22 protein-coding genes are annotated in these 25,881 nt (G+C 29.8%); 8 read left to right on the forward strand and 14 right to left on the reverse strand.

Annotated features, from left to right (window positions below; genetic code table 11):
• Positions 1-87: 87 nt before the first annotated feature.
• The 4 genes from L21TH_RS04010 to L21TH_RS04025 all read right to left on the reverse strand — a co-directional run bounded on the left by L21TH_RS04010 (position 88) and on the right by L21TH_RS04025 (position 2,915).
• Positions 88-729 (reverse strand): deoxynucleoside kinase, encoded by a 642-nt coding sequence (locus L21TH_RS04010; RefSeq protein WP_006310003.1) that lies wholly within the window; start codon positions 727-729, stop codon positions 88-90.
• Positions 730-745: 16 nt separating this feature from the next.
• Complete coding sequence (locus tag L21TH_RS04015) at positions 746-1,399, reverse strand: deoxynucleoside kinase (RefSeq protein WP_006310004.1); 654 nt, start codon at positions 1,397-1,399, stop codon at positions 746-748.
• Between the two features lie 160 nt (positions 1,400-1,559).
• Complete coding sequence (locus L21TH_RS04020) at positions 1,560-1,751, reverse strand: hypothetical protein (RefSeq protein ID WP_034429274.1); 192 nt, start codon at positions 1,749-1,751, stop codon at positions 1,560-1,562.
• A gap of 264 nt (positions 1,752-2,015) precedes the next feature.
• Positions 2,016-2,915: a Cof-type HAD-IIB family hydrolase gene (locus L21TH_RS04025; protein ID WP_006310005.1), complete on the reverse strand. Its 900-nt coding sequence runs from the start codon at positions 2,913-2,915 to the stop codon at positions 2,016-2,018.
• Between the two features lie 248 nt (positions 2,916-3,163).
• Here L21TH_RS04025 and L21TH_RS04030 point away from each other — a divergent pair, with 248 nt between their 5' ends.
• From L21TH_RS04030 to L21TH_RS04040, 3 genes are all read left to right on the forward strand, one after another.
• A complete protein-coding gene (locus L21TH_RS04030) occupies positions 3,164-3,964 on the forward strand; it encodes a CsxC family protein (RefSeq protein WP_006310010.1) in 801 nt (266 codons plus the stop codon).
• 133 nt (positions 3,965-4,097) lie between these two features.
• Complete coding sequence (locus L21TH_RS04035) at positions 4,098-4,826, forward strand: DUF7852 domain-containing protein (RefSeq protein ID WP_006310012.1); 729 nt, start codon at positions 4,098-4,100, stop codon at positions 4,824-4,826.
• Between the two features lie 213 nt (positions 4,827-5,039).
• Positions 5,040-6,398: an NCS2 family permease gene (locus tag L21TH_RS04040; RefSeq protein WP_006310014.1), complete on the forward strand. Its 1,359-nt coding sequence runs from the start codon at positions 5,040-5,042 to the stop codon at positions 6,396-6,398.
• Between the two features lie 75 nt (positions 6,399-6,473).
• Here L21TH_RS04040 and L21TH_RS04045 read toward each other — a convergent pair whose 3' ends face one another.
• The 4 genes from L21TH_RS04045 to L21TH_RS13700 form a co-directional block, all read right to left on the reverse strand.
• Positions 6,474-7,196, reverse strand: coding sequence for a permease (locus tag L21TH_RS04045; RefSeq protein WP_006310015.1), 723 nt, complete (start codon positions 7,194-7,196; stop codon positions 6,474-6,476).
• A 1-nt stretch (position 7,197) separates the two neighbouring features.
• Positions 7,198-7,680: a permease gene (locus L21TH_RS04050; RefSeq protein ID WP_006310017.1), complete on the reverse strand. Its 483-nt coding sequence runs from the start codon at positions 7,678-7,680 to the stop codon at positions 7,198-7,200.
• Position 7,681: 1 nt separating this feature from the next.
• Positions 7,682-8,008 carry a cupin domain-containing protein gene (locus tag L21TH_RS04055; RefSeq protein ID WP_006310019.1) on the reverse strand — a complete coding sequence of 109 codons (327 nt, stop codon included), beginning with the start codon at positions 8,006-8,008 and terminating at the stop codon, positions 7,682-7,684.
• A gap of 91 nt (positions 8,009-8,099) precedes the next feature.
• Positions 8,100-9,485 carry a S41 family peptidase gene (locus L21TH_RS13700; RefSeq protein ID WP_006310021.1) on the reverse strand — a complete coding sequence of 462 codons (1,386 nt, stop codon included), beginning with the start codon at positions 9,483-9,485 and terminating at the stop codon, positions 8,100-8,102.
• Between the two features lie 567 nt (positions 9,486-10,052).
• Between L21TH_RS13700 and L21TH_RS13705 the strand changes: the two genes are divergently transcribed.
• The gene (locus L21TH_RS13705) at positions 10,053-11,930 is read left to right on the forward strand and encodes a stalk domain-containing protein (RefSeq protein WP_006310023.1); all 1,878 of its coding nucleotides are present in this window, start codon (positions 10,053-10,055) and stop codon (positions 11,928-11,930) included.
• A 45-nt stretch (positions 11,931-11,975) separates the two neighbouring features.
• Here the strand turns inward: L21TH_RS13705 and L21TH_RS04070 are convergent, their stop codons facing one another.
• Entirely contained in the window at positions 11,976-12,683 is a 708-nt protein-coding gene (locus L21TH_RS04070) for a hypothetical protein (RefSeq protein ID WP_006310024.1), read from the reverse strand.
• A 243-nt stretch (positions 12,684-12,926) separates the two neighbouring features.
• On the opposite strand from L21TH_RS04070, the gene L21TH_RS04075 reads away from it, so the two are divergent.
• The 3 genes from L21TH_RS04075 to L21TH_RS04085 all read left to right on the forward strand — a co-directional run bounded on the left by L21TH_RS04075 (position 12,927) and on the right by L21TH_RS04085 (position 17,234).
• The gene (locus tag L21TH_RS04075; RefSeq protein WP_006310025.1) at positions 12,927-13,610 is read left to right on the forward strand and encodes a response regulator transcription factor; all 684 of its coding nucleotides are present in this window, start codon (positions 12,927-12,929) and stop codon (positions 13,608-13,610) included.
• A 1-nt stretch (position 13,611) separates the two neighbouring features.
• Positions 13,612-15,051 carry a sensor histidine kinase gene (locus L21TH_RS04080; protein WP_006310026.1) on the forward strand — a complete coding sequence of 480 codons (1,440 nt, stop codon included), beginning with the start codon at positions 13,612-13,614 and terminating at the stop codon, positions 15,049-15,051.
• A gap of 512 nt (positions 15,052-15,563) precedes the next feature.
• Entirely contained in the window at positions 15,564-17,234 is a 1,671-nt protein-coding gene (locus tag L21TH_RS04085; RefSeq protein ID WP_006310028.1) for a BCCT family transporter, read from the forward strand.
• 86 nt (positions 17,235-17,320) lie between these two features.
• Here L21TH_RS04085 and L21TH_RS04090 read toward each other — a convergent pair whose 3' ends face one another.
• The 5 genes from L21TH_RS04090 to licT form a co-directional block, all read right to left on the reverse strand.
• On the reverse strand, positions 17,321-18,727 hold the full coding sequence (locus L21TH_RS04090) for a dihydrolipoyl dehydrogenase family protein (protein ID WP_006310030.1): 1,407 nt from the start codon (positions 18,725-18,727) through the stop codon (positions 17,321-17,323).
• 143 nt (positions 18,728-18,870) lie between these two features.
• A complete protein-coding gene (locus tag L21TH_RS04095; RefSeq protein WP_006310038.1) occupies positions 18,871-20,376 on the reverse strand; it encodes a glycoside hydrolase family 32 protein in 1,506 nt (501 codons plus the stop codon).
• Between the two features lie 28 nt (positions 20,377-20,404).
• Positions 20,405-21,361: a carbohydrate kinase family protein gene (locus L21TH_RS04100; protein ID WP_006310039.1), complete on the reverse strand. Its 957-nt coding sequence runs from the start codon at positions 21,359-21,361 to the stop codon at positions 20,405-20,407.
• A gap of 69 nt (positions 21,362-21,430) precedes the next feature.
• Complete coding sequence (locus tag L21TH_RS04105) at positions 21,431-23,320, reverse strand: sucrose-specific PTS transporter subunit IIBC (protein WP_006310040.1); 1,890 nt, start codon at positions 23,318-23,320, stop codon at positions 21,431-21,433.
• Positions 23,321-23,529: 209 nt separating this feature from the next.
• A complete protein-coding gene (licT, locus tag L21TH_RS04110) occupies positions 23,530-24,372 on the reverse strand; it encodes a BglG family transcription antiterminator LicT (RefSeq protein WP_006310042.1) in 843 nt (280 codons plus the stop codon).
• 335 nt (positions 24,373-24,707) lie between these two features.
• Between licT and L21TH_RS04115 the strand changes: the two genes are divergently transcribed.
• Positions 24,708-25,811, forward strand: coding sequence for a diguanylate cyclase (locus tag L21TH_RS04115; RefSeq protein WP_006310044.1), 1,104 nt, complete (start codon positions 24,708-24,710; stop codon positions 25,809-25,811).
• Positions 25,812-25,881: the final 70 nt, after the last annotated feature.

Consider the following 25,881-nt stretch of genomic DNA (forward strand, 5'->3'; position numbering starts at 1 on the left):
TCAGGGCTACGCCCACTTCATTTTATCAAAATTTTTTATACTTTCCTAGACAATAAAAAAATCAAGGGCTACTTAACCCTTGATTTTTTATCCTGCTAATTTTCCTAGTTCTCTCAATTTATTATCAATAAGATTTAATACATATTTTTGATGTTCTGGATTATTTTCAAAATCTATACCATCGACATTTATCTTTAATAATTCTGTGTAATTGTAGCTTTCAAAGAAATCATCATAGTTTTTATTTAATTCTTCCCAATAATCTCTCTCTACGTGTTGTTCGAAATCTCTACCTCTTTTTCTAATACGTGATATAGCATTATCAGTACTAATCTCAAGATATATCATTAAAGTCGGTGGCTCACAGTGTTCAAGCATATTATGTAATAAATCATAATATATATCGTACTCTTCTTTATCCATGTCTCCTATATCTCTAAGCTGCTTGGCAAATATAATGTCTGTATATATACTTCTATCCATTACAACCTTGTTTAATTTTGAAGCTTCCTTTATATGTTTAAAACGTCTATTTAAAAATAAAATCTGTAATGGAAATGAGTATCTCTTTCTATCTTCATAGAACCTGTCCAACAAGGGATTGTCTATTACTGGCTCTGGTAGAGCTTTATATCCCCTTTTCTCTTCTAATATTCGCATAAGAGTTGATTTTCCAACTCCTACTACTCCATCAACAATTAATGAAATATTATTTTGATTAGTTTCCATTTTAATTCCTCCTCTCTTAACCTGCCAGCCTGTTTATTTCTTCTATTTTATTCATTATAAGGCCAACTACATAATCCTGATGCTCTTTATTATTTTCAAAATCAATATTATCAACATTAATCTTTAATATAGGAGCTTCAGTAAAATCATTGTATAATTGAGTATAATGCTTATTCAATCTTTCCCAATACGCTCTATCCACATTCATTTCATATTCTCTTCCCCTAAGCTTAATTCTTTCTATAGCTTTATCAACGCTAATTTCAAGATATACTACTAGTGTTGGTGGGGTTATATTCATCATCATATTATCAAATAATTCATAATAAAGTTCATACTCAGTCTTAGACATGTTGCCATTTTCTAGATGCATCTTAGCGAAAATAGCATCTCCATATATACTTCTATCCATTACTACTTTACCTTTAATTTTTCTACTCTCTTTTATAAAACGAAACTTTTTATTTAAAAAGTGTACTTGAAGGGGAAATGCATAACGCTCCATATTGGAATAAAACTTATGTAAAATAGGGTTATCTATTACTGGTTCATATAAAGGTGTAAATCCTTCCCTCTCCTTTAAAATTCTCAATAGTGTAGATTTACCAACCCCAACTACTCCATCTATTACTATATTTACATTATTCAACTTTTTTGAGGTCTTTTTCATTGGTTACCTCCTTTTTCCTACTAGATATTGTATTGTATTAATTAAAAAACTCAATATATGGCAACTCTGTGTATTATATCATATATAAAGCCTTTTGTGTATGAAAAATTCTTAACTACAAACAAAAAATCAAGGGAAACTTATCCCTTGACTTACAAATTTAATGGTTTGCTGGAAATGAATTGTGTAAATGTGCAAAATATTTAGTTTTTGCCATCTTCATTATAAGACTCGGTTCAGAATATTCTTGTCCAGTATAAACATCTTTAAATAGATGAATATTACTAAAATGTAGATGCTGATACCCCCGATTTAACCTTTTTGTTTCTGTATTACGATATCTTATCCCCATAGTAAGCCCCCTTTCCTTTTATTAAATTTGAGTTGCTTGTGTGATTATCCCCTAATCCCTTAATGTGATATGTAAGTTATTAAAAAAGCCAAGGATTAGTACAACCCTTGGCTTCATATCGTAAAACATTTTATTCTGTTTATATAGTAATATCCTTTGTAATGTATATTAATATTATTGTTAGGTAAAATTTTATAATAAACTTCCCTTTTTATTATTATAACATATATCTTCAATTTACTCAATTTCCAATTTGTTCCATAATTATTCAGCATAAGCAAGGTCTTTTTCTAAAATGAACTTATTTATCACATGTGCCACACCATGCTGGTCATTTGTATATGTCACATAATCAGCTATCTTCTTCATTTTAGAAAAACCATTTGCCATAGCTACACCTAGCCCTGCATTTCTTATCATATGTTCATCATTTTCTGAATCCCCTATACATATTATTTCTTCTTGTTTAATACCTAATTGGTCAGCTATTCTTTTAACTCCCGTCCACTTATTGCAATTTTTATTTATAACTTCTAATGTAAATTCAAAAGGTTTTACAACAGTGTATTTATCAGAAAGTCTAGTTGTAACTGTATCTAACACATTCTCTTCTAGTATTTTAGCGTTTTTTAAATATTTTTCATCTATATCAATAAATTCTTCAAAGAACACTTTTATTTTCTTTAATGCCTTTGCACTATCATTTATAATTGTAACTTTATATGCTTCAATGTCCTGTAGTGAATCAAAATCTTTTATTTCTACCGGAACACGATTTGCTATCGATTCTAATTGACTAAAGGCATCATCTTGAAAAGCTACAATTTTATCTCTGGTATATACATTTACACTCAAGTTGAGTTCATTAGCTAATTTATAGATATATTTTAACTCTTCCATACCTAAACTATAATTTTGAATTATTTTACTCATAGTATTATTTACTACTAATCCACCTGCACAAGATACACAATAGTTATCATCATTTATTAAATTTAACTCTTCTAGGTAAGGACGTAATCCACCAAATATACGTCCTGAAGCTAGTACCACCTTAACTCCTGCATCTATTGCCTCTTGGATGGCTTTAAAGTTTTCCTTTGATATCTTATGCTCTTTATTTAGCAAAGTCCCATCCATATCAATTGCCACTAATTTATACATAGAATATTTCGCCCCCTAAATTTTTAGATAATTTTCCTCTTTTTGTCTTCTATAATATATTAACACAAAATATTCTACTCTCCACTAATTTTTTATTATCATTTTGTTAAGTTAACTAGTATGTATTTTTTAAGTTATAAAAAAATTTTTTTATAAATATCACTAAAACAATACTTCTGAATACTATGTATTAGGAATTAGGACAACAGAGTTTTGACACAAAAAAATAAATAAGGAGTTGACACTATATGGATGCTAATGTGAAAAGTGAAGTAAATCAAGTTAATGTTGAATATAATAACAACCAAGGTCAAACTTATTGTGCTGATGTTGAAGGCGGAACAGTTGGAATATGTAAAAACACTCCTGTTGAGCTAGACCCAATAACTACTGGTGTAGTTGCAAAAATACCTGTAGTTTTATCAGAACTTACTGTTAAGTTCCATGTAACAGCAAATATCGAACTTCCATGGCCGGCGCTTGAAATAAAAGATATTAAGAAAAGACTAAAAATTACTCAATGCCTATTATTACAGGATACTAATGTACTATTCATTAAAGGTTTCGTAAGAAAGAATATTGATTTCTCAACTATAGATTGCTATAACAGTGATGGTGTATGCGGTAAAATCAAACATTGTACAGTAGATATTCCATTCGAATGTACAACTGATGTAACTTTCAATGGTACTAACCCAGCACCAATAATTGAAACAACTCAATCTGAATTTGAATTCTTTAAAACAGAAGAACTTCCTAATGGTTTTGCAGAAAAAGATAAACTATTGTCTGGTGACTTATCAGAATTCAATAAAATAAGCACAGAGTACTTCAATGAACTACCTTTCTGCGAATTAATAAGTAGCAGAATTGTTGAATATGATGAATATTTAAACAGAACTCCTATTGATTCTGATGCTCCATTTGAAGAAAAATACTTTGATGAAATAGAAGAAAAAATGGTTATATTCTTAACACTAAAGTTATTGCAAAATCGACAAGTTTTAATCGACCCAGCTACAGGTCAAATATGTGGATGTAAAGAATAGTAATAGTTTTAAAAGCGGCGTAAATGCCGCTTTTATTTTTATATATACACGAACCTAAGCTAAGCTAAAGCATAATATATAAATATGAATAAATTTCATTCACTAAAATTACATAGAAAAGGAGTGTTAACAAGTGAAAAATAAGAAACAATTAAAAATCGATAGTAAAGTGTTAGGAAAATGCGAAAATAATCCAGTAGATATCGAAACTATATCTGGATATACAGAAGCAAAAGTTCCTGTAATTTTAGCTGAATTCTCAACTCAATTCAATTTAAGTTTTTCACTAAATTTGTCATATGAAGTAAGTAGTATAAAAAATATAGATAATAAATTATTAATAACACAATGTATGCTAATACCAGGAACAGAAGTTGTTTATATTAAAGGTATTCTAAAAGAACATATGGATTATTATTCATATCATCCTTCAAACATAATAGGGGCAAAGGGTTCTACAAGGCACTGTACTATAAAAATTCCATTTGAATTTACTACAAATATTGTATTTAATATTCAACCTCCTAACCTACCTATAAAATCTACATCATCCGAAATTAAATACTTAAATAATTTAAGCTTTTCGAAAAATAACTGTATAAAGAATACTTATTTAACATGCGCTTCTGAAAATAAAAACAAAATAGATATACAATATTATAATAATTTCCCTTATTGCGAAATAGTAAATAGTGAAATCACCCAAAATAACATTCATACAATAAACAATGTAACTTCAAGTATTAATAAACCTTTAGGTATAAAAGAAAATAAAAAAATAGAAAAAAACATGTCTATACTTTTAGGAATAAGGATACTCCAAGATAGATATATCGAAATTTATTCTAGCTCTAACACATAAAGAAATATACATTTATTCGAATTAAATCTATGTGTCACTAAATATCATTCGTAATAATCCATAATATATATATTTTTTCATTAAAAAAATTCGTTTTTTCTATTGACTAACCCCTGTTTATATATTATTATTTTTAAATGTGCGAACAAAACAAAAGATAATACAAATATCGTTCGTATTATCTGCTGTATTTACAACAAAGGAGGACAAGCAATGGAATTTACAAAATTAAACGATTATGTATCGCCATTAGAAAAAATATTTAAATTAAAACAAAATAAGACAAATGTGAAAACTGAAATCATGGCTGGTATAACTACTTTTATGACTATGGCTTATATTTTAATAGTTAATCCAAATATTCTTTCTGCTACAGGAATGGATTCAAGTGCATTATTTACCGCAACAGCTTTATCTTCAATAGTTGCTACATTAGTTATGGCTCTTTATGCAAATCTTCCTTTTGCATTAGCTCCTGCTATGGGACCAAATGCTTTCTTTGCTTTTACAGTAGTTTTAGGTATGGGATACTCATGGGAAACTGCCCTTACAGCAGTTTTTATTGAAGGAATCATATTTATCATTCTTACATTTTTTAATATAAGAGAAGCTATTGTAAATGCGATTCCTGTAAACTTAAAAAAAGCTGTTTCTGTAGGAATTGGTCTGTTTATAGCTTTCTTAGGTCTTTATAATTCAGGAATAGTAAAAACAGGTATGTTTCATGTAGGAGATGGTAAACTAGATGGAGTTCCTGTTGAGTTAGGTAAAGTTACATCACCACCTGTATTACTTGCATTAATAGGTCTTATTATAACTGGTTTATTATTAGCAAGAAAAACTAAAGGAGCATTATTATTAGGTATAATAGCTACAACTGTTATAGGTATACCTATGGGAGTTACCAAATTACCAGAAGGATTAAAATTTGTAAGTACTCCCCCTTCATTAAAACCTATACTATTTAAACTTAATTTTACAGAAATATTTTCACCCAAAATGCTAATAGTTCTATTTACGTTCTTATTTGTAGATATGTTCGACACGGTTGGAACTCTAGTGGGTGTTGCAACAAAGGCAAATATGTTAGATGAAAAGGGGAATGTACCAAAGGCTAAAGAAGCCCTTTTTGCTGACTCAATAGGTACTACACTAGGAGCTCTTTTTGGTACAAGCACAGTTACAACTTATGTTGAAAGTGCCGCAGGAGTTGCAGATGGAGGCAGAACTGGACTTACTGCATTATCTACAGCCTTTATGTTTACAGTTGCTTTATTCCTGTCTCCACTTTTTATGATGATACCATCTGCTGCAACAGCACCAGCACTTATATTAGTAGGATTATTTATGATGTCACCAATAAAGGATATAGACTTTGATAATTACACTGAGGCTATACCTGCATTCTTAACAATAATAATGATGCCACTTACTTACAGTATTTCAGAAGGTATAGTTTTCGGTATGACAAGCTACGTTGCATTAAAGCTATTAAATAAGAAATTTAAAGACGTATCACTACTGATGTATGTAATGGTAGTATTGTTTATAGTGAAAATAGTATTAGGGTAATAAATAAAGGGTCAGGCCTGAATAAGAAATTTAAAGACGGGATAATAAATAAAGGGTCAGGCCTGACCCTCAAATCTATCCTATAGCTTTAGCTGGACACTTTTCTATAGCTTCATTAACTTCTTTAATATCATTAATATCTATATTTTTATTCTTAACTTTCGCTTTTCCTTCTATCATTTCAAAGTTATTAGGTGCAATCCTTGCACAAAGGCCACATCCTATGCAATACTTCTGTTTTACTTTTATACCACTTAAATCATTATTTTGATTTTTATTATTAGCTGGTATAGTATCCTTTTTAACAAGAAGAGATACTAAATAAGCCATTATAAGTATTGAAAGAATAGTTAATATCCATCTTATTCCCATAAATTTAACACCTAAGAATTTCGCTTCATTCATAAGCATAGGAACTTTAACTACTGCCCATGCACTTAAAATTATTACTATATTAAATACACTTGCTCCTTTTCTTAATAAAGTTTTACTAACAGGAAATGCTGCATATATAGGACCAGCAGAAAAACTGCCTAATATGAATGAAAATATTCCACCTTTTATTCCTGAATTTTCTCCTAAGTTGTTTATTATAACCTCTCTTGGTACCCATGCTTCGATTAATGATGTCAATATAAATATAACTGGCATAATCTCTATCATTTCTATAATATAATAGGTACTATTCTTTATAGATTCAATACCTTTATCAGGTTTAACAATAAACAAAATTATATATGTCAATATTACTGAAAAAAGTAGCTTATTTTTCTTTATAATCCCAATTACTTTGTTCATTTTACATAAGCACCCCCATTACAAGTGCTATAAAAATAGCAAATATAAAGCTTAAACTGTTTCTTGTTAACGCAAATTTTAAGCCAAACTCTTGCTTTTCTAACGGAAAAGTCACAAATCCTACCATTGTTAAAGTAGTTAAAAATGCAGCTGCTGGTACTATACTTGCCCCTGCATCAACTAACGAACCTACTAGTGGTATTGCTATAAAGGCTGGTATTAATGTTATACTTCCTACTATAGCAGAAACTACTGTAGAAATTATAGCATTTGATTTGCCTAAATAGTTTTTAATAATCTCGGGTGGGATAAATGTTAAAATCAAACCAATAAGAAATATAATCCCTATTATCTGTCCTATCATATTCTTCATCATATTTCTAGACATCTTCATTGATTTAAAGGTCTTTTTCTTATCCTTAATAACAGAAATTATAAAACCTATTCCAGTTACAATCCAAAGGGCTAAAGTTAAAAAGTCCATATTATTCACCTCTGTAATTTCTAGGATTTGGAGCTTTTATTACAAAGAACTCTAATGTAGCATTATCAAAATTATTAACATTCATTTTAGTTTTGTATGGAATATTAATTATATCACCTACTGAATACTTTATTGGCTCCTGCTCATCTAGTTGAAGAGTCATTGTACCCCTAACTATAATCATATACACATTTGAATTTGAATAATGCTCTGGAAGTCCAGTATCCTTTGTAAGTACCATGTGATTTAAAGCTACATTATCATCATCTACTATCTTTTCTATTATCCTTTCATCGGCATTTTTGTAGTTATAAACTTTTTCTATCATGGGATTACCTCCTTTGTATTTTCTATCTTTATTTTAATGCTAAATAAAAACAAAATCCGTAACGTTAGTTACGGATTTTGTTTTTTTTAATTTACTCATTAATAATTTCTATTAACTTTTCTACCTGTGGGTCTCTTTCATTAATGATGTCTTCTATAGTAGTATAAACTTCAATATCAGGATGTAAGCAGTTTTCAGGGTCATTATCTGTATTTGGTCTTACCCATCTTTTAAGGGATACTTGAAAAACAAAACCTGAATTATGAGTTTGAAACCGTAGTACATCCCCATAGCTAGAAGGTTGATTGCCTGTAGGCTCACCTATTACCTTCCCAATATTATTATCCTTCATAATAACAGCAAACCAATTTGCTGAACTAAAGGTACGAGGTGAAGTTATAATATATACATTTCCATCAAAGAGTAATTCTTTATTTAAAACCTTTTTATTGTTTATAAATTGTTTACGATATGATTTATATCCACTTTTTCTTGAATATCCTCTTTGTTCACTGGCTTGTTTAGAATATCTAATATCACCTGAAAAGCTCAAATAATTATCGATATCAATGTATCTTAGAAATTCGTCTACAACCCTAGAATCTCCGCCTGAATTATTTCTTACATCAACTGCTACGTTCTTTATATTATATTTTGAAACTTCTTTAAAAAAGTTTGCCACTGTTGTTTTATACTTTTCATCATAGTTGCATGTATCCAATTTAAAAACTCCAAGGGAATTTTCCTTATCTACGCTATAACTTACCCATTCTTCAGTCATGTTTTGTTTACTCTTTTTATTTTTTATTAATGGAAGCTGTACTTCTAGTTCTTTTTCATCTCTCTGTATCTTTACATTGACATAATCGTTCTCTATCAATCCTAAATATCTTAAGAAAGGTTCCTTAATAAGATTAGATTTCCCTCTAACCTTGACCCATTGCTGATTTTCAGCAGGTATTATTTTTTCTAGCTCTTTTAATAAATCTTCTTCACTTTTTTGCCTAATAAATAATATCTTATCACCTTTCTTTAATTGTTCAGTATCTTCTTTTATGTACATTCCATCATTAAGCCATACTATCGGTAAATCTATAATTCTATCATCTTTAGAAAGTTCTATAAATATCATAGTGTGAGCATCTTTTAAAGAACATATTACTTCATTAAGAACAAAATAAAAATCCCCTACTTTCATTATCTTGTTTATCTTTTTATATGCATTTTCAATCACCAAATTTTGTTCATTACTAAATCCATTATATGTTTTTGGATGAACATCCCTCAGAACATTTACCACATAATCTAAATCCTCTTTCATCTGTTCTACTGTCATTAATCTGTTAGGTGCCATCTGTGGTTTAAAGCCGTATTCATAATTGACATTGTGTTTTTTAAAAAAGAAATAATAAACTACTGTTGATATTAAAATAAATGTTATTGTGGCAAAAACTAAATGCTTAATTATTCTGTTCATTATAACCTCCTAAAATATATATTTTACACTTTATATATAACTGAATACAAACATTATTCCTTTCTTTTTATATCTGAAAACAAGTACCCAATTAACGAAAGCACACCTACGTATATACTAATTGAGAAAAGTTTGTATCTATTATCTGCTAAAAACATGAGTGCTGCAAAAACCGAAAGTATTATTAGAGAAAAAAAGTTTGCTTTAAATATTGTTCTTCCTTATTTTTAGCAATACCAATTATGAGAATTAATATAATAATCCATGAAAAATATATAAGTGGTATTAACATTTCCATAGTATATACACCACCTGCCCCCTTTCGATAATGAATATAAACTATCCTTTCTCTATTACAGAATCCTATAATTTGTAAGCTTTCTATTTTTCTAACATTTATATTCTATATTAATAATTATATTCCCTTTATTTCTTCCATAGTTTTCCTAAATAAAACCTATAGCATTTTCTCTCTTCTAACGAAATCAATTCCATTTTTGTACATTGAAGGGTTTTACAAATACTTATAGAATAAATGTATTAGTATTATCTGAAAGGAGAGTTAACATGAAGAAGCTGCTAACATTATTATCCGCACTAATAATACTTAATTTATTAATTATTAAACCAATATACGCTCAACTACCTAATGATATTAAAGTAACCATTGATGGAGAAGAAGTAGAATTTGATGTACCTCCAACTATTATTAATGGAAGAACATTAGTACCAGTAAGGGCTATTTTTGAAACTTTAGGTGCTAAAGTAAAGTGGGATGGTGAAACAAGAACTGTAATAGGAACAAAGGGCGATATATCAATTAACCTACAAATTGACAATACTAATGTAATGGTAAATGATAAAATTATAGAGTTAGATGTCCCCGCCACTATTATAGATGGCAGGACTTTAGTTCCTGCACGTTTTGTTGCTGACAGTCTTGGTGCACAAGTTGGTTGGAATGGTGAAACTAGAACAGTAATAATAACTACATATAATAAAATTACAAATGGTGAATACATAACTAATTTAGTAAAGATGTTAGAATGGGATATAGCTGAAGAAACTGATGAAAAAACTGAAGAACTCACTACAAAAAAAGCACTTGAAATAGCAATACAACATGGATTACCAATAGATAGAGATATAAAATGTAGTAAATTTATTACCAAAGAAGAAGTTGAACTAATGTTTATTAGAGCCATGGGATTTGACACTTTAACAAATAAAATAACTTATTTGGAAAATCCATTAAAAGACAAAGTTGCCGAAAATCACATTCAAGAAATAATACTAGATATGTACAAGAAAATTAAAGAGCCTTTAAACGAAATGCATGGCTTTTATGCAATACGTTCTTATTCTCAAAGAGATTTAATTGAGGATTTTAATGCTGTTAGCTACGGATGGAGTTGTCTAGAATTTAATGAAGAAAAACAAAAAGTTCAACTTAAAACTGATAAAACTAAAAACAACGCTTTTTATCTACCAAATGGATTTGAAGAAGTTATAGAAATTGCAAATGATAATAATGTTTCTATAAACTTGATGGTTTTTGCTTCAAATCAATCGAATAAATCTGAAGATAATGTTGGTCTTGTAGAAAGAATAATAACAAGTCCAGAAATAAGAAAAGATGTAATATCTCAAATTGTTAAAAGTGTAAATAAACTTAAATATAAAAGTAAAACAATATCATTTGACGGTGTAGTTATAGATTTTGAACAAATAAAAGATATAGAATTAGCTAATCACTTTAATACATTTTTAAATGAATTAAAAATGGAACTTGATAAAAATCATAAAAAACTACATGTAGCAGTACAACCTGGGTATTATTATAAAGGATATGACTATAAAACTATAGGACAAATAGCTGATAAAGTAATTTTAATGGCACACGACTATTATGTTAATGATGTTGAAAAATTGATAAAATCTAATGTAGAAGAAAACTTTTATGATATAAAAAATCCTCTTACACCAATAGAAAATATCTATAATGAAGGCTTTGATGTATATAATGCATTAAAGGAAATCACTAATAAAAATACTGGTATAAAAGACAAAAACAAAATCATGCTTCAATTATCATTTGATGCAGTACAGATTCAAAAAGATAGTAAAGGAAATATTGAATTTTTCAGTCCTACATATGAGCAAATAAAAGATAGACTATTAAACGAAGAAACACAGGATAGTTTAGAAATGAAATATGATAAAGCATCTGAAAATCCATACTTTACGTATTTTGATGAAGGATCTAATAAGCAAAATATCATTTGGTATGAGGATACACGTAGTGTTTTAACAAAGGTAAATCTTGCAAAACTCTTTTGTATAAAAAATATTTCTATATGGAGATTGGGTAATATCCCTGATTATGATAAAGATTTATTTTTAAATATATGGGAGCAAACTCTAAATCTCCAAGAAGGCAAATAATCATAATAATTGAGGGCTGGATATAATCCAGCCCTTTTAAATCACTTAAAATCTAGGTCCTTTTTTACGATTTTTACGAAAATGTCCCATTGGTCTCTTATGATGCTCAGGTCTAGGTAAAACCTTCCTAATTTCTTCTGCTTGCTCTTCTGTAATAATATCCTCTTCTATCATTTGACTCATTATATTTTTTCTTTCTCCTCTTTTTTTCATAAAATACTCTCTTCTCTGTACTTCAGTCATATTCTTTATTTTATCCAATTCTTCCATTCTTTCTTCAGCTTTTTGCTCCATAAAGTCTATGATATTTTCAACATCATTTTCACTAATTACTTCTTCTTCTACTAAATTATTTAAGCTTTCCTGTACTTTTTCATGTCTTAATTCTCTGTGCTCATTTCTTATTACATCCACTATATCCTCTGTTAATACTCCTTCCTCTACTAATTCACCTAATAAATCTTTCTTTAGTGCTGGCGGAATTGAGTGTCTTTTCTCTTCTATCTTTTGCTCAATATACTGCTTTATAGAGTTGCTTTGTTCTTCGGTAATTGTACCTTCTTCTATTAATCTATCAAGCACAATCATTAATTCATCCTTTGGCCTTTTAAACTCTTTTCTAAACTTGACTCTCTCTCTTAAAGTACTAGCTTCATTATTATCCGCAGCTAAAGCTGTAACTCCAAGTGATAATACAACGCTACCTACTAAAACACCTGTAATAATTTTCTTACTTAAACTACTCATCCTCATTTGACATTCTCCTTTCTTTTTTTAAATTATTTTCATTACAATGTTATTATAGGTTTTACTTGTGAGCATTTTGTGATAATAGTGTATTTAAAATAAGAATATTTTACATTTTCATTCTTAAGTGTATTTGTGATAAAAATGTGAAAACTTTGTGATATAAACCAAAAACATCACAAGTCCATATCTAAAATTAGCCTATTTATGATATTATAAACTTAAAAATATATTAAAGGAGAGAAGGCTATGGTTGAGCATAAAATTCTTATTGCTGATGATGAAGAAAAAATGAGGCATGTTATAAAAATATATTTAGAAAAAGAAGGTTTTAAAGTTGAAGAAGCTAACGATGGTGAAGAAGCATTAGAAAAATTCAAAGCTGAACAATTCTCTCTTATAATTCTAGATATTATGATGCCCAAAATAGAGGGATGGACTGTATGTAGAAAAATCCGTGAAGAATCTTCTGTACCAATAATAATGTTAACGGCTAGAGGAGAAGAATATGATAAACTCTTTGGTTTTGAATTAGGGGCAGATGACTATATAACTAAACCATTTAGTCCAAAGGAACTTGTTGCTAGAGTTAAAGCAATACTTAAAAGAAGTAATAATACTCAGATTCAAAGCAACAATAGTTTTAAAATAGGTAAATCGGAAATAAGACCACTTTCAAAGCAAGTTTTAGTTGAAAATAAAGAAATAACTTTAACTCCTAAAGAATATGAACTTCTATACTTTTTAGCTAAAAACCAAGAAATAGTTATGTCTAGAGAACAATTATTAAATAAAGTGTGGGGATATGAATTTATTGGTGATGCGAGAACTGTAGATACCCATATAAAACAGCTTAGAGAAAAACTGGGTAAATATAAGAAATATATACAAACAGTTTGGGGAACAGGATATAAATTTAAGGTAGGAGATTAATATGAAGAGTATATTAGGTAAGTTGTGGTTAGGCATTACATCATTAGTAGTGTTTATATTATTAATTGTTTGGATATTTCAAGTTGGACTTTTAAATAAATTCTACATTAGTGAAAGAAAAAATATACTAATAAATGAAGGTAAGCAAATAGCGGAGCTTATCTTAAATTCAAATCAATATGGAATTACTGAAAAAATAATAGATGAAATACATTCATTTTCTTCTTCATATAATACCAACGTCGTTATTGCTAATAGTAAAAGTAATATTATATTTTATAGTGTCCCTAAAATATTTGTTAGAAATAATATAGAAGCAGATGAAATACTACGAAGAAGTCTATTTTACTTATATAATGACCCATATATACAGAAAAACATAGTTCAAGGTAATATTTTTACTGTGCAGAAACATAATCCTGCATTCAAAGACAGATTGATAATAGTTGGTATTCCAATTAAAAATAAAAATAACATAATCGGAACTATATTGCTAACTTCTCCTTTAGCTCCAATTGAAGAAGCATCATCTATTTTAAGAAAACAACTTTCGCTTATTTCTATAATTTCTCTATTAATAGGTACATTATTAGCCCTAGTTTTTTCTAAAACCTTTACTAAACCTATATTAAAAATAATTAATACATCCAAACGTATTGCTAAAGGTGATTTTGAAGCGAATGTAGATATTAACTCTGAAGATGAAATAGGAATCTTAGGAGATACAGTAAACAATATGGCCGTTCAGCTAGGTCAAATCGAGAAACTTAGAAAAGAGTTTATTGCAAATATATCTCATGAATTAAAAACTCCTATTAGCTTAATTAAAGCCTATGCTGAATTAGTAATGGATGTAGACGATAATGAAAAAGATAGAAAAGAGCATCTAAATGTAATAATTGATGAATCTAATCGTCTAAATAGAATGGTAGAAGACATACTTTATTTATCGAAAATGGAAGCCAATTATTCTAACCCTTATTTATCAAAGTTTCCTATCATAAATGTAATAGAAGATGTGATACAGAAACTATCATTCTTTGCAGATAAAAAGAATATATCTATCAATATAGACATTGATAATCAAAGTACAGAAATATATGCCGATAAAGAAAAAATACATCAAGTTTTCTTTAACTTAATAAATAATGCTATAAGACACTCCTTTGAAAATGGTCAAGTTACTATAAAAGTTTATAATATAAACAATATAGTAAAAGTTGAAATATCAGATAATGGAAAGGGAATACCAGAAGAGGATTTACCATATATATGGGATAGATTTTACAAAGCTGATAAATCACGAAAGAGAAATGACAGTGGTACTGGACTAGGTATGTCTATAGTTAAAAATATTTTAGAAATTCATAACTTCAACTATGGTATAAAAAGTAAAATAAATCAAGGTACTACAGTTTGGTTTGAAATAAAAAAAACTTAAAACTGCTAATTTTGACTTTTTCAATAGTTTATGTTATACTTAAATGGTGCTTGTACTGTATTTGTAGGTTTTGATTTATGGACATCGTCTTATTAGTATATTACATTTTTACAATTGGATAGTTAATCTATGTTTATAAAACTCACTAAATTTGTATTGTGGTTTGTATACATGATACTTGCATTTCTTATTTTCCAATATAGAATGTTATTTTTATGTTAAATTTAATTATAAATGTGAAGTAGACAATAGCAGTAGCTTGGCTAGTGAGCTTAAATATGCCCTTCGCAGATTTAAGTAAACTAGCCATTTTGTAGCGAAACTATTGTCGAAAAACATTTACCATAGAACTGGGGTCTGTTTAGGTCCAAATGGGTCTAAACTATACTACGGTGTTCCGTGGTATAAAGTGAGCCAAATCTTTGGCGAAACTTAGGCACTCTAACTCTATGATTATCATAGGGTTAGAGTGCCTTTTTCGTTTTAAAAAAAGTAAAAAAGAGGTGATGCCAATGAAGGAAGACATTAGTAAACAGCTTGAAGAAAAATTATATAGTAGAAACTTTACTAAATTCGGATTAGATATGAACCCAGTTGTCTCTATTGTAGCAGGATTATTAATATTAGTCTTTGCTGGTTATGCTTTATTTAACCTAGAGCATGCTAATCAAGTTTTTGAAACTATTAAAAATACTATTATATCTAGAGGAGATTGGTTATTCATTTTATCTAGTAACTTCTTTATCTTAGTTTGTTTGTTTCTAGCCTTTTCAAAACTAGGTAACGTAAAAATCGGAGGAGTTAATAGTAAGCCAGAATTTTCAAACTTTGCTTGGTATTCAATGCTAATTTCAGCTGGTATGGGTATCGGTTTAATGTTCTGGGCAGTTGGAGAGCCTTTATATCATTCAGCAGTCAAGCCACCAATATTTGAAAGCTCCAACAAAGCTGTCTCAGCAATGGCAACTACATTTTTCCACTGGGGTTTACACCCTTGGGGCATTTATGCATTAATTTCATTAGCTTTAGCATTTTTTGCATATAATAAGAAATTACCATTATCTTTAAGGTCAGTATTTTATCCAATCTTAAAAGATAAAGTTTTTGGTATTATCGGTGACATCATAGACGTTTTAGCAGTGTTAGCTTGTCTATTCGGTCTAGCTACTTCATTAGGTCTTGGAGTACAACAGATTAACAGTGGTTTAAGTTATCTATTAGGTATAGAATTTAGTGTAAAGATACAGGTTATATTAATCGCAGCTATTACATTTATGGCTACTTTATCAGTTGTATCTGGTATAGACAAAGGTGTAAAAATGCTTTCTAAACTAAATATAAAAATAGCATTTGTATTTATGACTGCTGTTCTAATTTTAGGACCAACATCATATATTTTAAAATTATTCTCTAATTCTTTGGGAGTTTATGTGAATGACTTAGTGAAAAATTCTTTCTTCGTATCATTAGGAGATAACTCATGGCAAGGTAGTTGGTCTGTATTCTATCTTGCGTGGTGGATATCTTGGTCACCATTTGTAGGTATGTTTATCGCTAGAGTTTCTAAAGGAAGAACAATTAGAGAATTCGTATTAGCGGTATTAATTGTTCCATCTATATTATCTTTCTTATGGTTATCAGTGTTCGGTGGAAGTGCTATCTATATTAATGATTTAGTTAATGGACAATTATTTGAAGTAGTACAAAACAATCTACCAATTGCTTTATTTGAAATGATAAATCAACTAGACATTGCATTCTTAAGTGGAATTCTAAAAGTGGCTTTATCTACACTAGCTACTGTATTAGTTATTTCATTCTTCGTAACATCTAGTGACTCTGGTTCATTAGTTGTAGATAACATTACATCTGGTGGTAAGCTAGATTCACCAGTACCTCAAAGAGTATTCTGGGCAAGCATGGAAGGTCTTGTTGCTGCGATATTATTACTGATTGGTGGAGAAAAAGCATTATCTGCATTACAAACAGCCGTAATTAGTACAGGACTTCCATTTGCTATCATTTTAACTATTATGAGTTTCTTATTAATAGAAAGCATAGGAAGATCTTATAAGAAACAGAAAAAAATCATGAAAATAAAATCTAAAGAAAAAAACGTTGAATCTAAGTCAAAAGAAAAAGTTATTGAGCCTAAATCTAATGAACAGGGATTTACAGCATAAAAAATTAACTTTATTTATAAAAAATTAGTAGGTGTCGTTTAAACGACACCTACTAATTTTTTATATCCTCTGCCTCACTATATAATTTATTTCATCAATGCAGCCATCATTTGTTCCATTGAACCTGACTGCATTGCTTTCATCATCCATTGTTCTGCTGCTCTTTTGTTCATTAATGATAATGTTGGGAATGAATGCTGCATCATAGCTATATTAAACATTGTTAAGCCATACTGAATAGCTAATGCCCATTCATGTATTAGTTCACTAGCTCCATCTCCTGCAATAGTAGCTCCATATATCTTACCTTGATTATCTGTTATTACTTTTACAAATCCAATTGGCTGACCATCAGCTAATGTTCTTCCATAATTTTCATATTCTTCTTTTATTACAATGTAGTCAATTCCTTGTTCTTTAGCTTCTTTTTCTGTTAATCCTACTTGTGCTATTTCTGGTTTAGTAAATACGGACCAAGGTACTACATAGTTACTCCATTTTAATCTTTCTACTGTTTGTGGACTTTGGGAATTAAATAATGCTAACATACCTTGGTGCATAGCTGCATGGGAAAGTAAAGCCTTTCCGTTACAATCTCCAACAGCATATATATGTTTATGGTTAGTTCTAAAATATTCATCTACAGCTATACCCTTCTTTGTATACTCGATGCCAGCATTATCTAGTCCTAATGAATCTACAGCTGGAGCTCTACCTGTTGCAACTAATATTTCATCAGATTCAAATACGCCTTTATCTGTATAAGTTATTATCTTATCTCCTACTTTTTCAACCTTTTCTATCTTTGTACTATTGTATACTTCAATGCCTTCTTCCGTAAATACTTCCTCTAATAGTCTTCCCGCTTCTTCGTCGCCAATTGGAATCAAATGTGGGTCCATTTGAACTAAAGTAACCTTACTTCCTAATCTTGAAAATGCTTGTGCCATTTCTGTACCAATAGCACCACCACCAATAACTGTTAAAGTCTCAGGTACATCCTTTGGTTCAAATACATTTTGATTAGTTAAGATTGGTACATCCTTTAATCCTGGTATTGGTGGAATAAATGGTTCTGTCCCTGTTGCTATAAATATTGTTTTACCAGTGTATTTTTTATCCCCTACTTGAATTGTATGAGAGTCAACAAATTGTGCATCTCCTTCTCCAATAACAAGATCTACTTTATCGAACATTTTCATTGTTTTTGGACTATTTATTTTGTTTATCTTATCTTGAACTATTTGTAATGGGTTATTAACAACTGTTTTACCTGATAATTCAAGACCAAATTTTTCAAGAGTATTTGCTATAATGTTAGCTTCTGCTGCCTTTAATAACGCCTTGCTTGGAATACATCCATAGTTAAGACATTCTCCACCTATCTTATGTCTTTCTACTGCTAATACTTTTAAGTTCATGCTTGAAGCCATTCCTGCCACAGCCATACCTGCAGGCCCTAAACCGATAACAATAATATCATATTGTTGCATAATTACACCCCTTCAATTGTTTTGTCAGTTATAATTATATCATATTACCCCTGGGGGGTATATGTGTATTAAAAAAATTTAACACTTTAAATTTTTTATTTTAAAAAGCCCACGACTTAAAGCCGTAGGCTAACGTTTAAGTATTATAAATTTATTAAATTATTAATTTTAAAGCCTGATAAATCCCATTTATCTATTTTATTAATCTTTATAGCTCCACCTTTAGCGAAGAATTTTATCCCCAAGCTATCCTTATTAGGATAAATTCTACCTGTAAATACTTCTTCTCCATCATTAACGAATATTTCAACAGATGAAGTATCTATAAAGATATTAAGCTTAAGATTCTTTTTATCTTTTATATGACAGCGTCTAATTCCACCATAGCCTTTACCAGACTTATTTCTGTCAAATACAAGTTTTTGACTACTTCTATCATAGTAAATAACAGTTTCTTCTTCATTGTCCTCTGAACATCTAACCTTAATCCCAAACTCTTGTGCATCCTGTGGTACAAATTCAACTGATAACTCTATTACATCCCCCGATATGTTATCTAACTGTATTTCTTCATTATTTAATACAATATCTTTATAGGACACATGATTTTCACGCATATTTTTTAACTCTTCTATTGGTTTTTGCATCAATTTATCATTCCTTAACTCTAAAACCCTCGGTATAGTCATAGCATGTATCCATTTATTTTCCACTGTAGGATGCTCCTCTCTTTCTGGAAGTCCCATCCAACCTATCAAGATTCTTCTACTCTTTTCATCTAATGTTGTCTGTGGTGCATAAAATTCAAATCCCCTGTCAAGCTCTGTAAACTCACCATGTTCTAACTTTCCTGTTTCATAGTCTAATTTACCAACTACATACCCAGATTGATAAATATTATTATATAAATCTCCTTGAGACTCTACTCCTTGAGGACAAGCTATTAGTACATCCTTACAGTTAAGTTCAAAGAGGTCAGGACATTCCCACATGTATCCAAAATCCTTTAATTCATTTATATTTGAGCCAGTAACCTCTCCAATTAACTCCCATTCTTTTAAATCCTTTGATTTAAATAATAATACTCTTCCTTCTTCTTTTACAGTTTGAGTTCCGATTACCATATACCAAGTATCTTCTTTTTTCCAAACCTTTGGGTCCCTAAAGTGTCTTGTATAGCCTTCTGGTTGATTGTACATAACTGGATTGTCATCATGTTTATCAAAATTAATCCCATCTTCTGTTGTAGCTAAACATTGATATGTCTCTCTATTACCCTCTTCATCCTTTACATTGCCTGTATATATCAATGTTAAAGTACCATCATTATCTACAGCACTTCCCGAATAACAACCGTGTGTTTCATACCAATTACTTGGAGCTAATGCTATAGGCAACTCATCCCATTCAACAAAATCCCTACTTCTAAAATGTCCCCAATACTTTAAGCCATGACTTGTATCAAAGGGATGAAATTGATAAAAAAGATGGTACTCACCATTAAATTGAATAAATCCATTTGGGTCATTTAGAAGTCCCGTTGGAGGCATGATATGATATTTTAGTCTATAATAATCACTTTCAACCGTTTCTCTATTTTCATTAATAGCTTTTACTGCTTTTTCAATTAACTCCTTATTTTTATCCATAACTTTACCACCCCTTATATTAAATATATTATTTGCTTTCTACTTCTTCTAGGGTTGGTAGTGAAGAAATTGCTCCTAACTTAGTACAAGTGATTGCCCCTACCTTATTAGAGAATGCTATAATTTCTTTAATCTTTGCAAAGTCTTTTACTAAATCTTTAGGAGCTTCTAACTGAGCTATTCTATATAAAGTAGCACCTACAAAGGCATCCCCTGCACCTGTTGAATCCACTGACTTAATTTTTATACTTTTAACAGTTGTCATATCTATCCCATTTGATACTAATGTGCCATCTTTTCCAAGTGTTACTGTTACAATTTTAGCTCCTAAATCATGTAATCCTTTTACTCCATCTTCTAGTTTTTCTTCTCCAGTTATAATTTTAAGCTCCTCATCACTTACCTTAACGAAATCAGCATATTCCATACATTTCTTTGTTATATCTATAAACTCTTCTTTTCTACCCTTCCATAAGTCTCCTCTATAATTAGGGTCAAAGGATATAAATATACCTTCTTCTTTACATAACTTTATAGCTTTTAAATAAGTCTCTTTTAAATTTCCGCCTAAAAGTCCTGTAGCTGAACCAAAATGCACTATTTTAGAATCTCTTAGTTTATCTTGGTCTAATTCATCATATGTTAAATACTCATCTGCACCTCTATTAAATACAAAATCCCTTTCGCCATCGGATTTTAATGACACAAAAGCTAATGTTGTATTATGCTCGTCATCTAATACAAGCATAGATGTATCAACATTTACATCGTCAAGAGTTTTCTTCAAAAACTTTCCGAAAGGGTCATTCCCTACCTTTCCAATAAATGAGGCCTTACCACCTAATTTTGATATAGCAGCTGTTACATTGGCAGGTGCCCCTCCAGCTTTTTTTACAAAATTTTCACCTTCTATCAAATCTACATTTACGTCTGAACATATAAAATCTATTAGCAATTCTCCAATACATGTAATGTTATTTGACATAATACCCCTCCTTCATTTTGATTCTTAACTAAATTCAAGAAGGAAGGAGAATGCATCCCCTTCCTTGTTTTACTTCATATTAACCTTTATTACTTCGTCTTTTATATCAACTTTTCCTTCTTTTAATTTCTCAATTGATTCAAAGTTATCTGTATTTGTAACAACTATAGGAGTTATCGTAGATTTTGCCTTTTCTTTTACTAAGTCTAAGTCTACCTTTAATAGTTTATCTCCTGCTTTAACTTTGTCTCCTGCTTTTATGAAAGCTTCAAATCCTTCTCCATTCATTTTAACAGTATCTATACCTACATGAATTAACAATTCTACACCAGTTTCTGTTTTAATAGCTATAGCGTGCTTTGTTTCGAAAATATGAGCTATTGTTCCATCAACTGGAGCAACTACTAATCCATCTTCTGGTTCAATAGCTATACCATCTCCTAAGAACTTGTTAGCAAAAGTATTGTCTGGCACTTCTTCTATAGATATAGCTTTCCCTCTCATTGGAGATACAATTACTTGACTATTAACTTTAACTTCTTTAGTTTCTTCCTCAACTTCTTCTTTTATATCTTCTTCAACTTCATTTGAAGCTTCATCTTTAAAACCTAAAATATAAGTTGCTATAAATGCTCCACCAAAGGCAATTACTAATCCTATTAGATAATTTATCATTGAAGCTGATTCAACGATTGCAGTTCCTGGAATTCCTGTAACACCTACTGCAGTCATTGCAACGTTCATTAATACCATGTATGCTCCACCTAGTGCACCACCTATTGCTGCAGCAATAAATGGTCTTACTAATCTTAAGTTAACACCAAATATAGCAGCTTCTGTAATACCTAATAAACAGGATGTACCCGCTGGTAATGCAATTGATTTAAGCTTTTTATTTTTAGTTTTGAAAAATACTGCAAATGCAGCTCCACCCTGTGCAACATTAGCCATTGACCAAATTGGTAGTAAGAAGTTTCTTCCTATTTCAGGATTTGCTAGTAAGCCAGCTTCAATTGCATGGAAGCTATGGTGTATACCTGTAATTACTATAGATGAATATAGTCCACCAAATAATAAACCTGCAAATGCACCTGCACTTTCATAAATTACGTTAAGTCCAACTGAAATTCCATCACCTAATAATCTACCAAAAGGTCCTATCACTAATAGTGATATGAATCCTGTTATCATTAAAGTTAAAAATGGAGTTACTATAATATCTAAAATATTTGGAACTACTTTTCTTATACTTCTTTCAACATATCCCATTATCCATACTGCAAATAAAATTGGTAAAACTGTTCCTTGGTATCCTACCATCCCTACTTCCATACCAAATACTGTTATAGTTTTTTCTATACCTCCACCAAGAGTCCATGCATTTTGTAGTGCTGGGTGAATCAAGATTCCCCCTAAAGCTGCTGCTAAGTATGGATTAGCACCAAATTCTTTAGCTGCACTAAATGCAATTAAAATTGGTAAAAATATAAATGCTGCATTTGAAAACATATTTAATAGTGTAAATAATCCACTATCTCCTTCTAGCCATCCAAAAGTTGTACACATTCCTAAAGTACCCATTAAAAGTCCACTTGCTACTATTGCTGGAATGATTGGTACGAATATATTAGATAACATCCTAGCAAATCTTTGTAATGGGTTCATATTTTTCATAGCCATTTTTTTAGCTTCACTTGTACTTGACTCTTTGATGTTAGCTATAGTTGCAAGCTCTTTGTATACTTTATTAACAGCTCCTTGTCCAATTATTATTTGGAACTGTCCTGAGTTTGAAAATACTCCCTTTACTTCATTTAATTTTTCAACCGCTTTTTTATTAGCTTTGCTTTCATCTTTTAATACAAAGCGTAATCTTGTAGCACAATGGGCTACAGTTTCAATGTTTTTTTCTCCACCAACTAATTCAAGTATTTCTTTAGCAACTTTACTATAGTCCATTATTATACCTCCTCTTTAAATGATATTTTATTTTTTATAGAAAATAAAAAACCTAAGCCAAAATATATACACAAATAGATACACTACACCCTTAATCCAGTCCAATACAGGACTAAAGGCATAAGTATGTGTATATATTTCAACTTAGGTTTTGCCTGCCTAACCAGTAACAATCCCAAATTGAAATATTTGTACAAGGATTGTAGGTATTAATTTTTGAAGCGAGATATTACTCTTTGTAAATGTAAACTTAAGTATACTATTTCTTCTTTACTTACTTCATATTCATAATTCTTTTCAACATATAATTTTACCTTTAATGAACAATTAAAAGCTTGTTTATAGTTGTTTTTTATAAAATCATAGAATGGTTCTTCCTCTTCTGTAATATACTTTTTGTTTATCACCCTTTGAGCAAAATATCTAAGATGAGTAAGTAACCTGTCAAATAATAAATCTCCTGGTTTAAATTCTACTTTTAAATCGTATTTTATTATGTTTAATATATCCTGTACCATCTCTGTTATATCCATAGTATTCATCATATTTTCTCCCATGGACGCACTTAACAAATGAAAAGCTATAAAACCTGCTTCATCATCTGGTAATTCTACACTTAATTCCTCCTTAACTAACCCTATTCCCCATTGACCTATTTCATATTCTTTTTTATAAAACCTTTTTATCTCCCACATTAAATGGTTTTGGATACGAATACCTGCTTTTGTTCTCTTTATCGCAAAGGCTAAGTGGTCTGTCAACGCTACATATATGTGCTCATCCAAAGTATTATCTAATCTTTCTTTAGCATAACTAATTATTTTTTCTGTAACCTTTATATATTCAAGTGGTATTTTATTGAAAAGACTTTGGAACTTTCTATTTTCATTTTCATTCTCAATCAAAAATACTTTTTCAATTCTATCAGCATCTACAACGTCACCCTTTTTCTTTTGAAAGGCTATACCTCGTCCCATGACAACCTTTTCCATTCCAGTCATTTCATCAACTGTTGTAATGACGTTATTATTTAATATTTTTTGTATCTTCATAAATACCACTCCGGGTAACATAAATTCCTATAAGCTATACTTAAGTGTATAATAGGATTAAAACAACCAATGATATTCGACATGTTTCTACAATTTATATTCGCTGCGCTATCATTATATTTAACTTATTCTTATTTGTCAAGTGTTTTAGTGAAATCGGTTTTTGTTATGTAAAAATTAGTATTGTATAATATGGATTATTGACTAATCTTCTTTCTACTTATGTAATCTTTTAGGTATATAAGATTCATATAAAGTCGAATTTTGCTAATGTATGTATTATTATAGCGAATCTGATATAATAGATATATAAATATTTTTAAGGGGGGACTTTTATGCTATATGCTTTTCTGAATAATATGACTGTCATTATATCTTTTATGTTTGTATCAATTAAAATTAAATATTTTATTTATAGTAAAATAACAACTAAAAAGTTTATTAGATGGATGTCTCCTTTAACTTTTGGACTATTATGTATATTGATTATGTTTTATCCTTTCGAGTATCACGGCACATATTTTGATTTAAGAGATGTGGGTATTTTTATTATTTCCTATATAGCCGGTTGTAAATTTGCTTCATTAACTATAATTCTTCCTATATTGTACAAACTCCAATTAAATGTCTCAAATGTTCAAATCGACATCTTACTAGGTATTGTCCTTCCCGCTATTATAGGCTCATACTTCCATGACCCTAATGAAACTAATAATATATTCCCAAAACTTAATATTAAAAGGTTAATAAAAAGTTATCTTTCATTTCAACTAATACATAAGCTATTATTGTTGTCCCTTGATTTTCACTTCTTATCATGGTTAAGAATAAGTGGATTAATGATTGTTTTTTCCACTATTTCTATTGTTAGTATAGCACTTATGATAAATGATACCAGCAACAATATTATTCTCCAAAAGAACTTGAGATATCTCTGTAATCATGACTATCTAACAAAACTACCTAATATAAGATATTTTAAGTCTGAAGTAAAAAAAATTTTAGATATGGGTATACCTATAGCTATAGCAATGATAGATATAGACCACTTTAAAAGTTATAATGATACCTACGGCCATCCTGCCGGAGATGAAGTTCTAAAGAATTTAGCTATAATTCTAAGAGAGCAAACAAGAAATAGTGATAATAGATACAAAGATTACGTAGCAAGATATGGTGGAGAAGAGTTTATTGTATGTTTTACTGATATTTCTGATATTGATACTATGTATAACTTAGGTGAAAGAATAAGAAAAGATGTGGAGAATTACCATTTTATAGGTGAAGAAACTCAACCAGGAGGAAATTTAACTATTTCTGTAGGACTTAGTTATTCTACTAAAGATAAAATACTAGACAAAATAATAGAAGAAGCAGACGAAGCTTTATATATATCTAAAGAAACTGGGAGAAATAAGACTACTATTTATCAGAAGTAGCTAAAACTAGAGGGGTCAGTCCTGAATAAGTGAATAACTTTAAAGTTATTCACTTATTCAGGACTGACCC

The sequence above is a fragment of the Caldisalinibacter kiritimatiensis genome, assembly GCF_000387765.1.
Lineage (GTDB): Bacteria > Bacillota > Clostridia > Tissierellales > Caldisalinibacteraceae > Caldisalinibacter > Caldisalinibacter kiritimatiensis.

Coding starts and splice junctions, on each gene's coding strand:
- L21TH_RS04090 (WP_006310030.1), bottom strand. CDS start 18,727: ATGCAACAATATGATATTATTGTTATCGGTTTAGGGCCTGCAGGTATG.
- licT (WP_006310042.1), bottom strand. CDS start 24,372: ATGAAGATACAAAAAATATTAAATAATAACGTCATTACAACAGTTGAT.
- L21TH_RS13700 (WP_006310021.1), bottom strand. CDS start 9,485: ATGAACAGAATAATTAAGCATTTAGTTTTTGCCACAATAACATTTATT.
- L21TH_RS04050 (WP_006310017.1), bottom strand. CDS start 7,680: ATGGACTTTTTAACTTTAGCCCTTTGGATTGTAACTGGAATAGGTTTT.
- L21TH_RS04085 (WP_006310028.1), top strand. CDS start 15,564: ATGAAGGAAGACATTAGTAAACAGCTTGAAGAAAAATTATATAGTAGA.
- L21TH_RS04095 (WP_006310038.1), bottom strand. CDS start 20,376: ATGGATAAAAATAAGGAGTTAATTGAAAAAGCAGTAAAAGCTATTAAT.
- L21TH_RS04025 (WP_006310005.1), bottom strand. CDS start 2,915: ATGTATAAATTAGTGGCAATTGATATGGATGGGACTTTGCTAAATAAA.
- L21TH_RS04055 (WP_006310019.1), bottom strand. CDS start 8,008: ATGATAGAAAAAGTTTATAACTACAAAAATGCCGATGAAAGGATAATA.
- L21TH_RS04115 (WP_006310044.1), top strand. CDS start 24,708: ATGCTATATGCTTTTCTGAATAATATGACTGTCATTATATCTTTTATG.
- L21TH_RS04105 (WP_006310040.1), bottom strand. CDS start 23,320: ATGGACTATAGTAAAGTTGCTAAAGAAATACTTGAATTAGTTGGTGGA.
- L21TH_RS04045 (WP_006310015.1), bottom strand. CDS start 7,196: ATGAACAAAGTAATTGGGATTATAAAGAAAAATAAGCTACTTTTTTCA.
- L21TH_RS04080 (WP_006310026.1), top strand. CDS start 13,612: ATGAAGAGTATATTAGGTAAGTTGTGGTTAGGCATTACATCATTAGTA.
- L21TH_RS04030 (WP_006310010.1), top strand. CDS start 3,164: ATGGATGCTAATGTGAAAAGTGAAGTAAATCAAGTTAATGTTGAATAT.
- L21TH_RS04020 (WP_034429274.1), bottom strand. CDS start 1,751: ATGGGGATAAGATATCGTAATACAGAAACAAAAAGGTTAAATCGGGGG.
- L21TH_RS04075 (WP_006310025.1), top strand. CDS start 12,927: ATGGTTGAGCATAAAATTCTTATTGCTGATGATGAAGAAAAAATGAGG.
- L21TH_RS04100 (WP_006310039.1), bottom strand. CDS start 21,361: ATGTCAAATAACATTACATGTATTGGAGAATTGCTAATAGATTTTATA.
- L21TH_RS04040 (WP_006310014.1), top strand. CDS start 5,040: ATGGAATTTACAAAATTAAACGATTATGTATCGCCATTAGAAAAAATA.
- L21TH_RS13705 (WP_006310023.1), top strand. CDS start 10,053: ATGAAGAAGCTGCTAACATTATTATCCGCACTAATAATACTTAATTTA.
- L21TH_RS04015 (WP_006310004.1), bottom strand. CDS start 1,399: ATGAAAAAGACCTCAAAAAAGTTGAATAATGTAAATATAGTAATAGAT.
- L21TH_RS04070 (WP_006310024.1), bottom strand. CDS start 12,683: ATGAGGATGAGTAGTTTAAGTAAGAAAATTATTACAGGTGTTTTAGTA.
- L21TH_RS04010 (WP_006310003.1), bottom strand. CDS start 729: ATGGAAACTAATCAAAATAATATTTCATTAATTGTTGATGGAGTAGTA.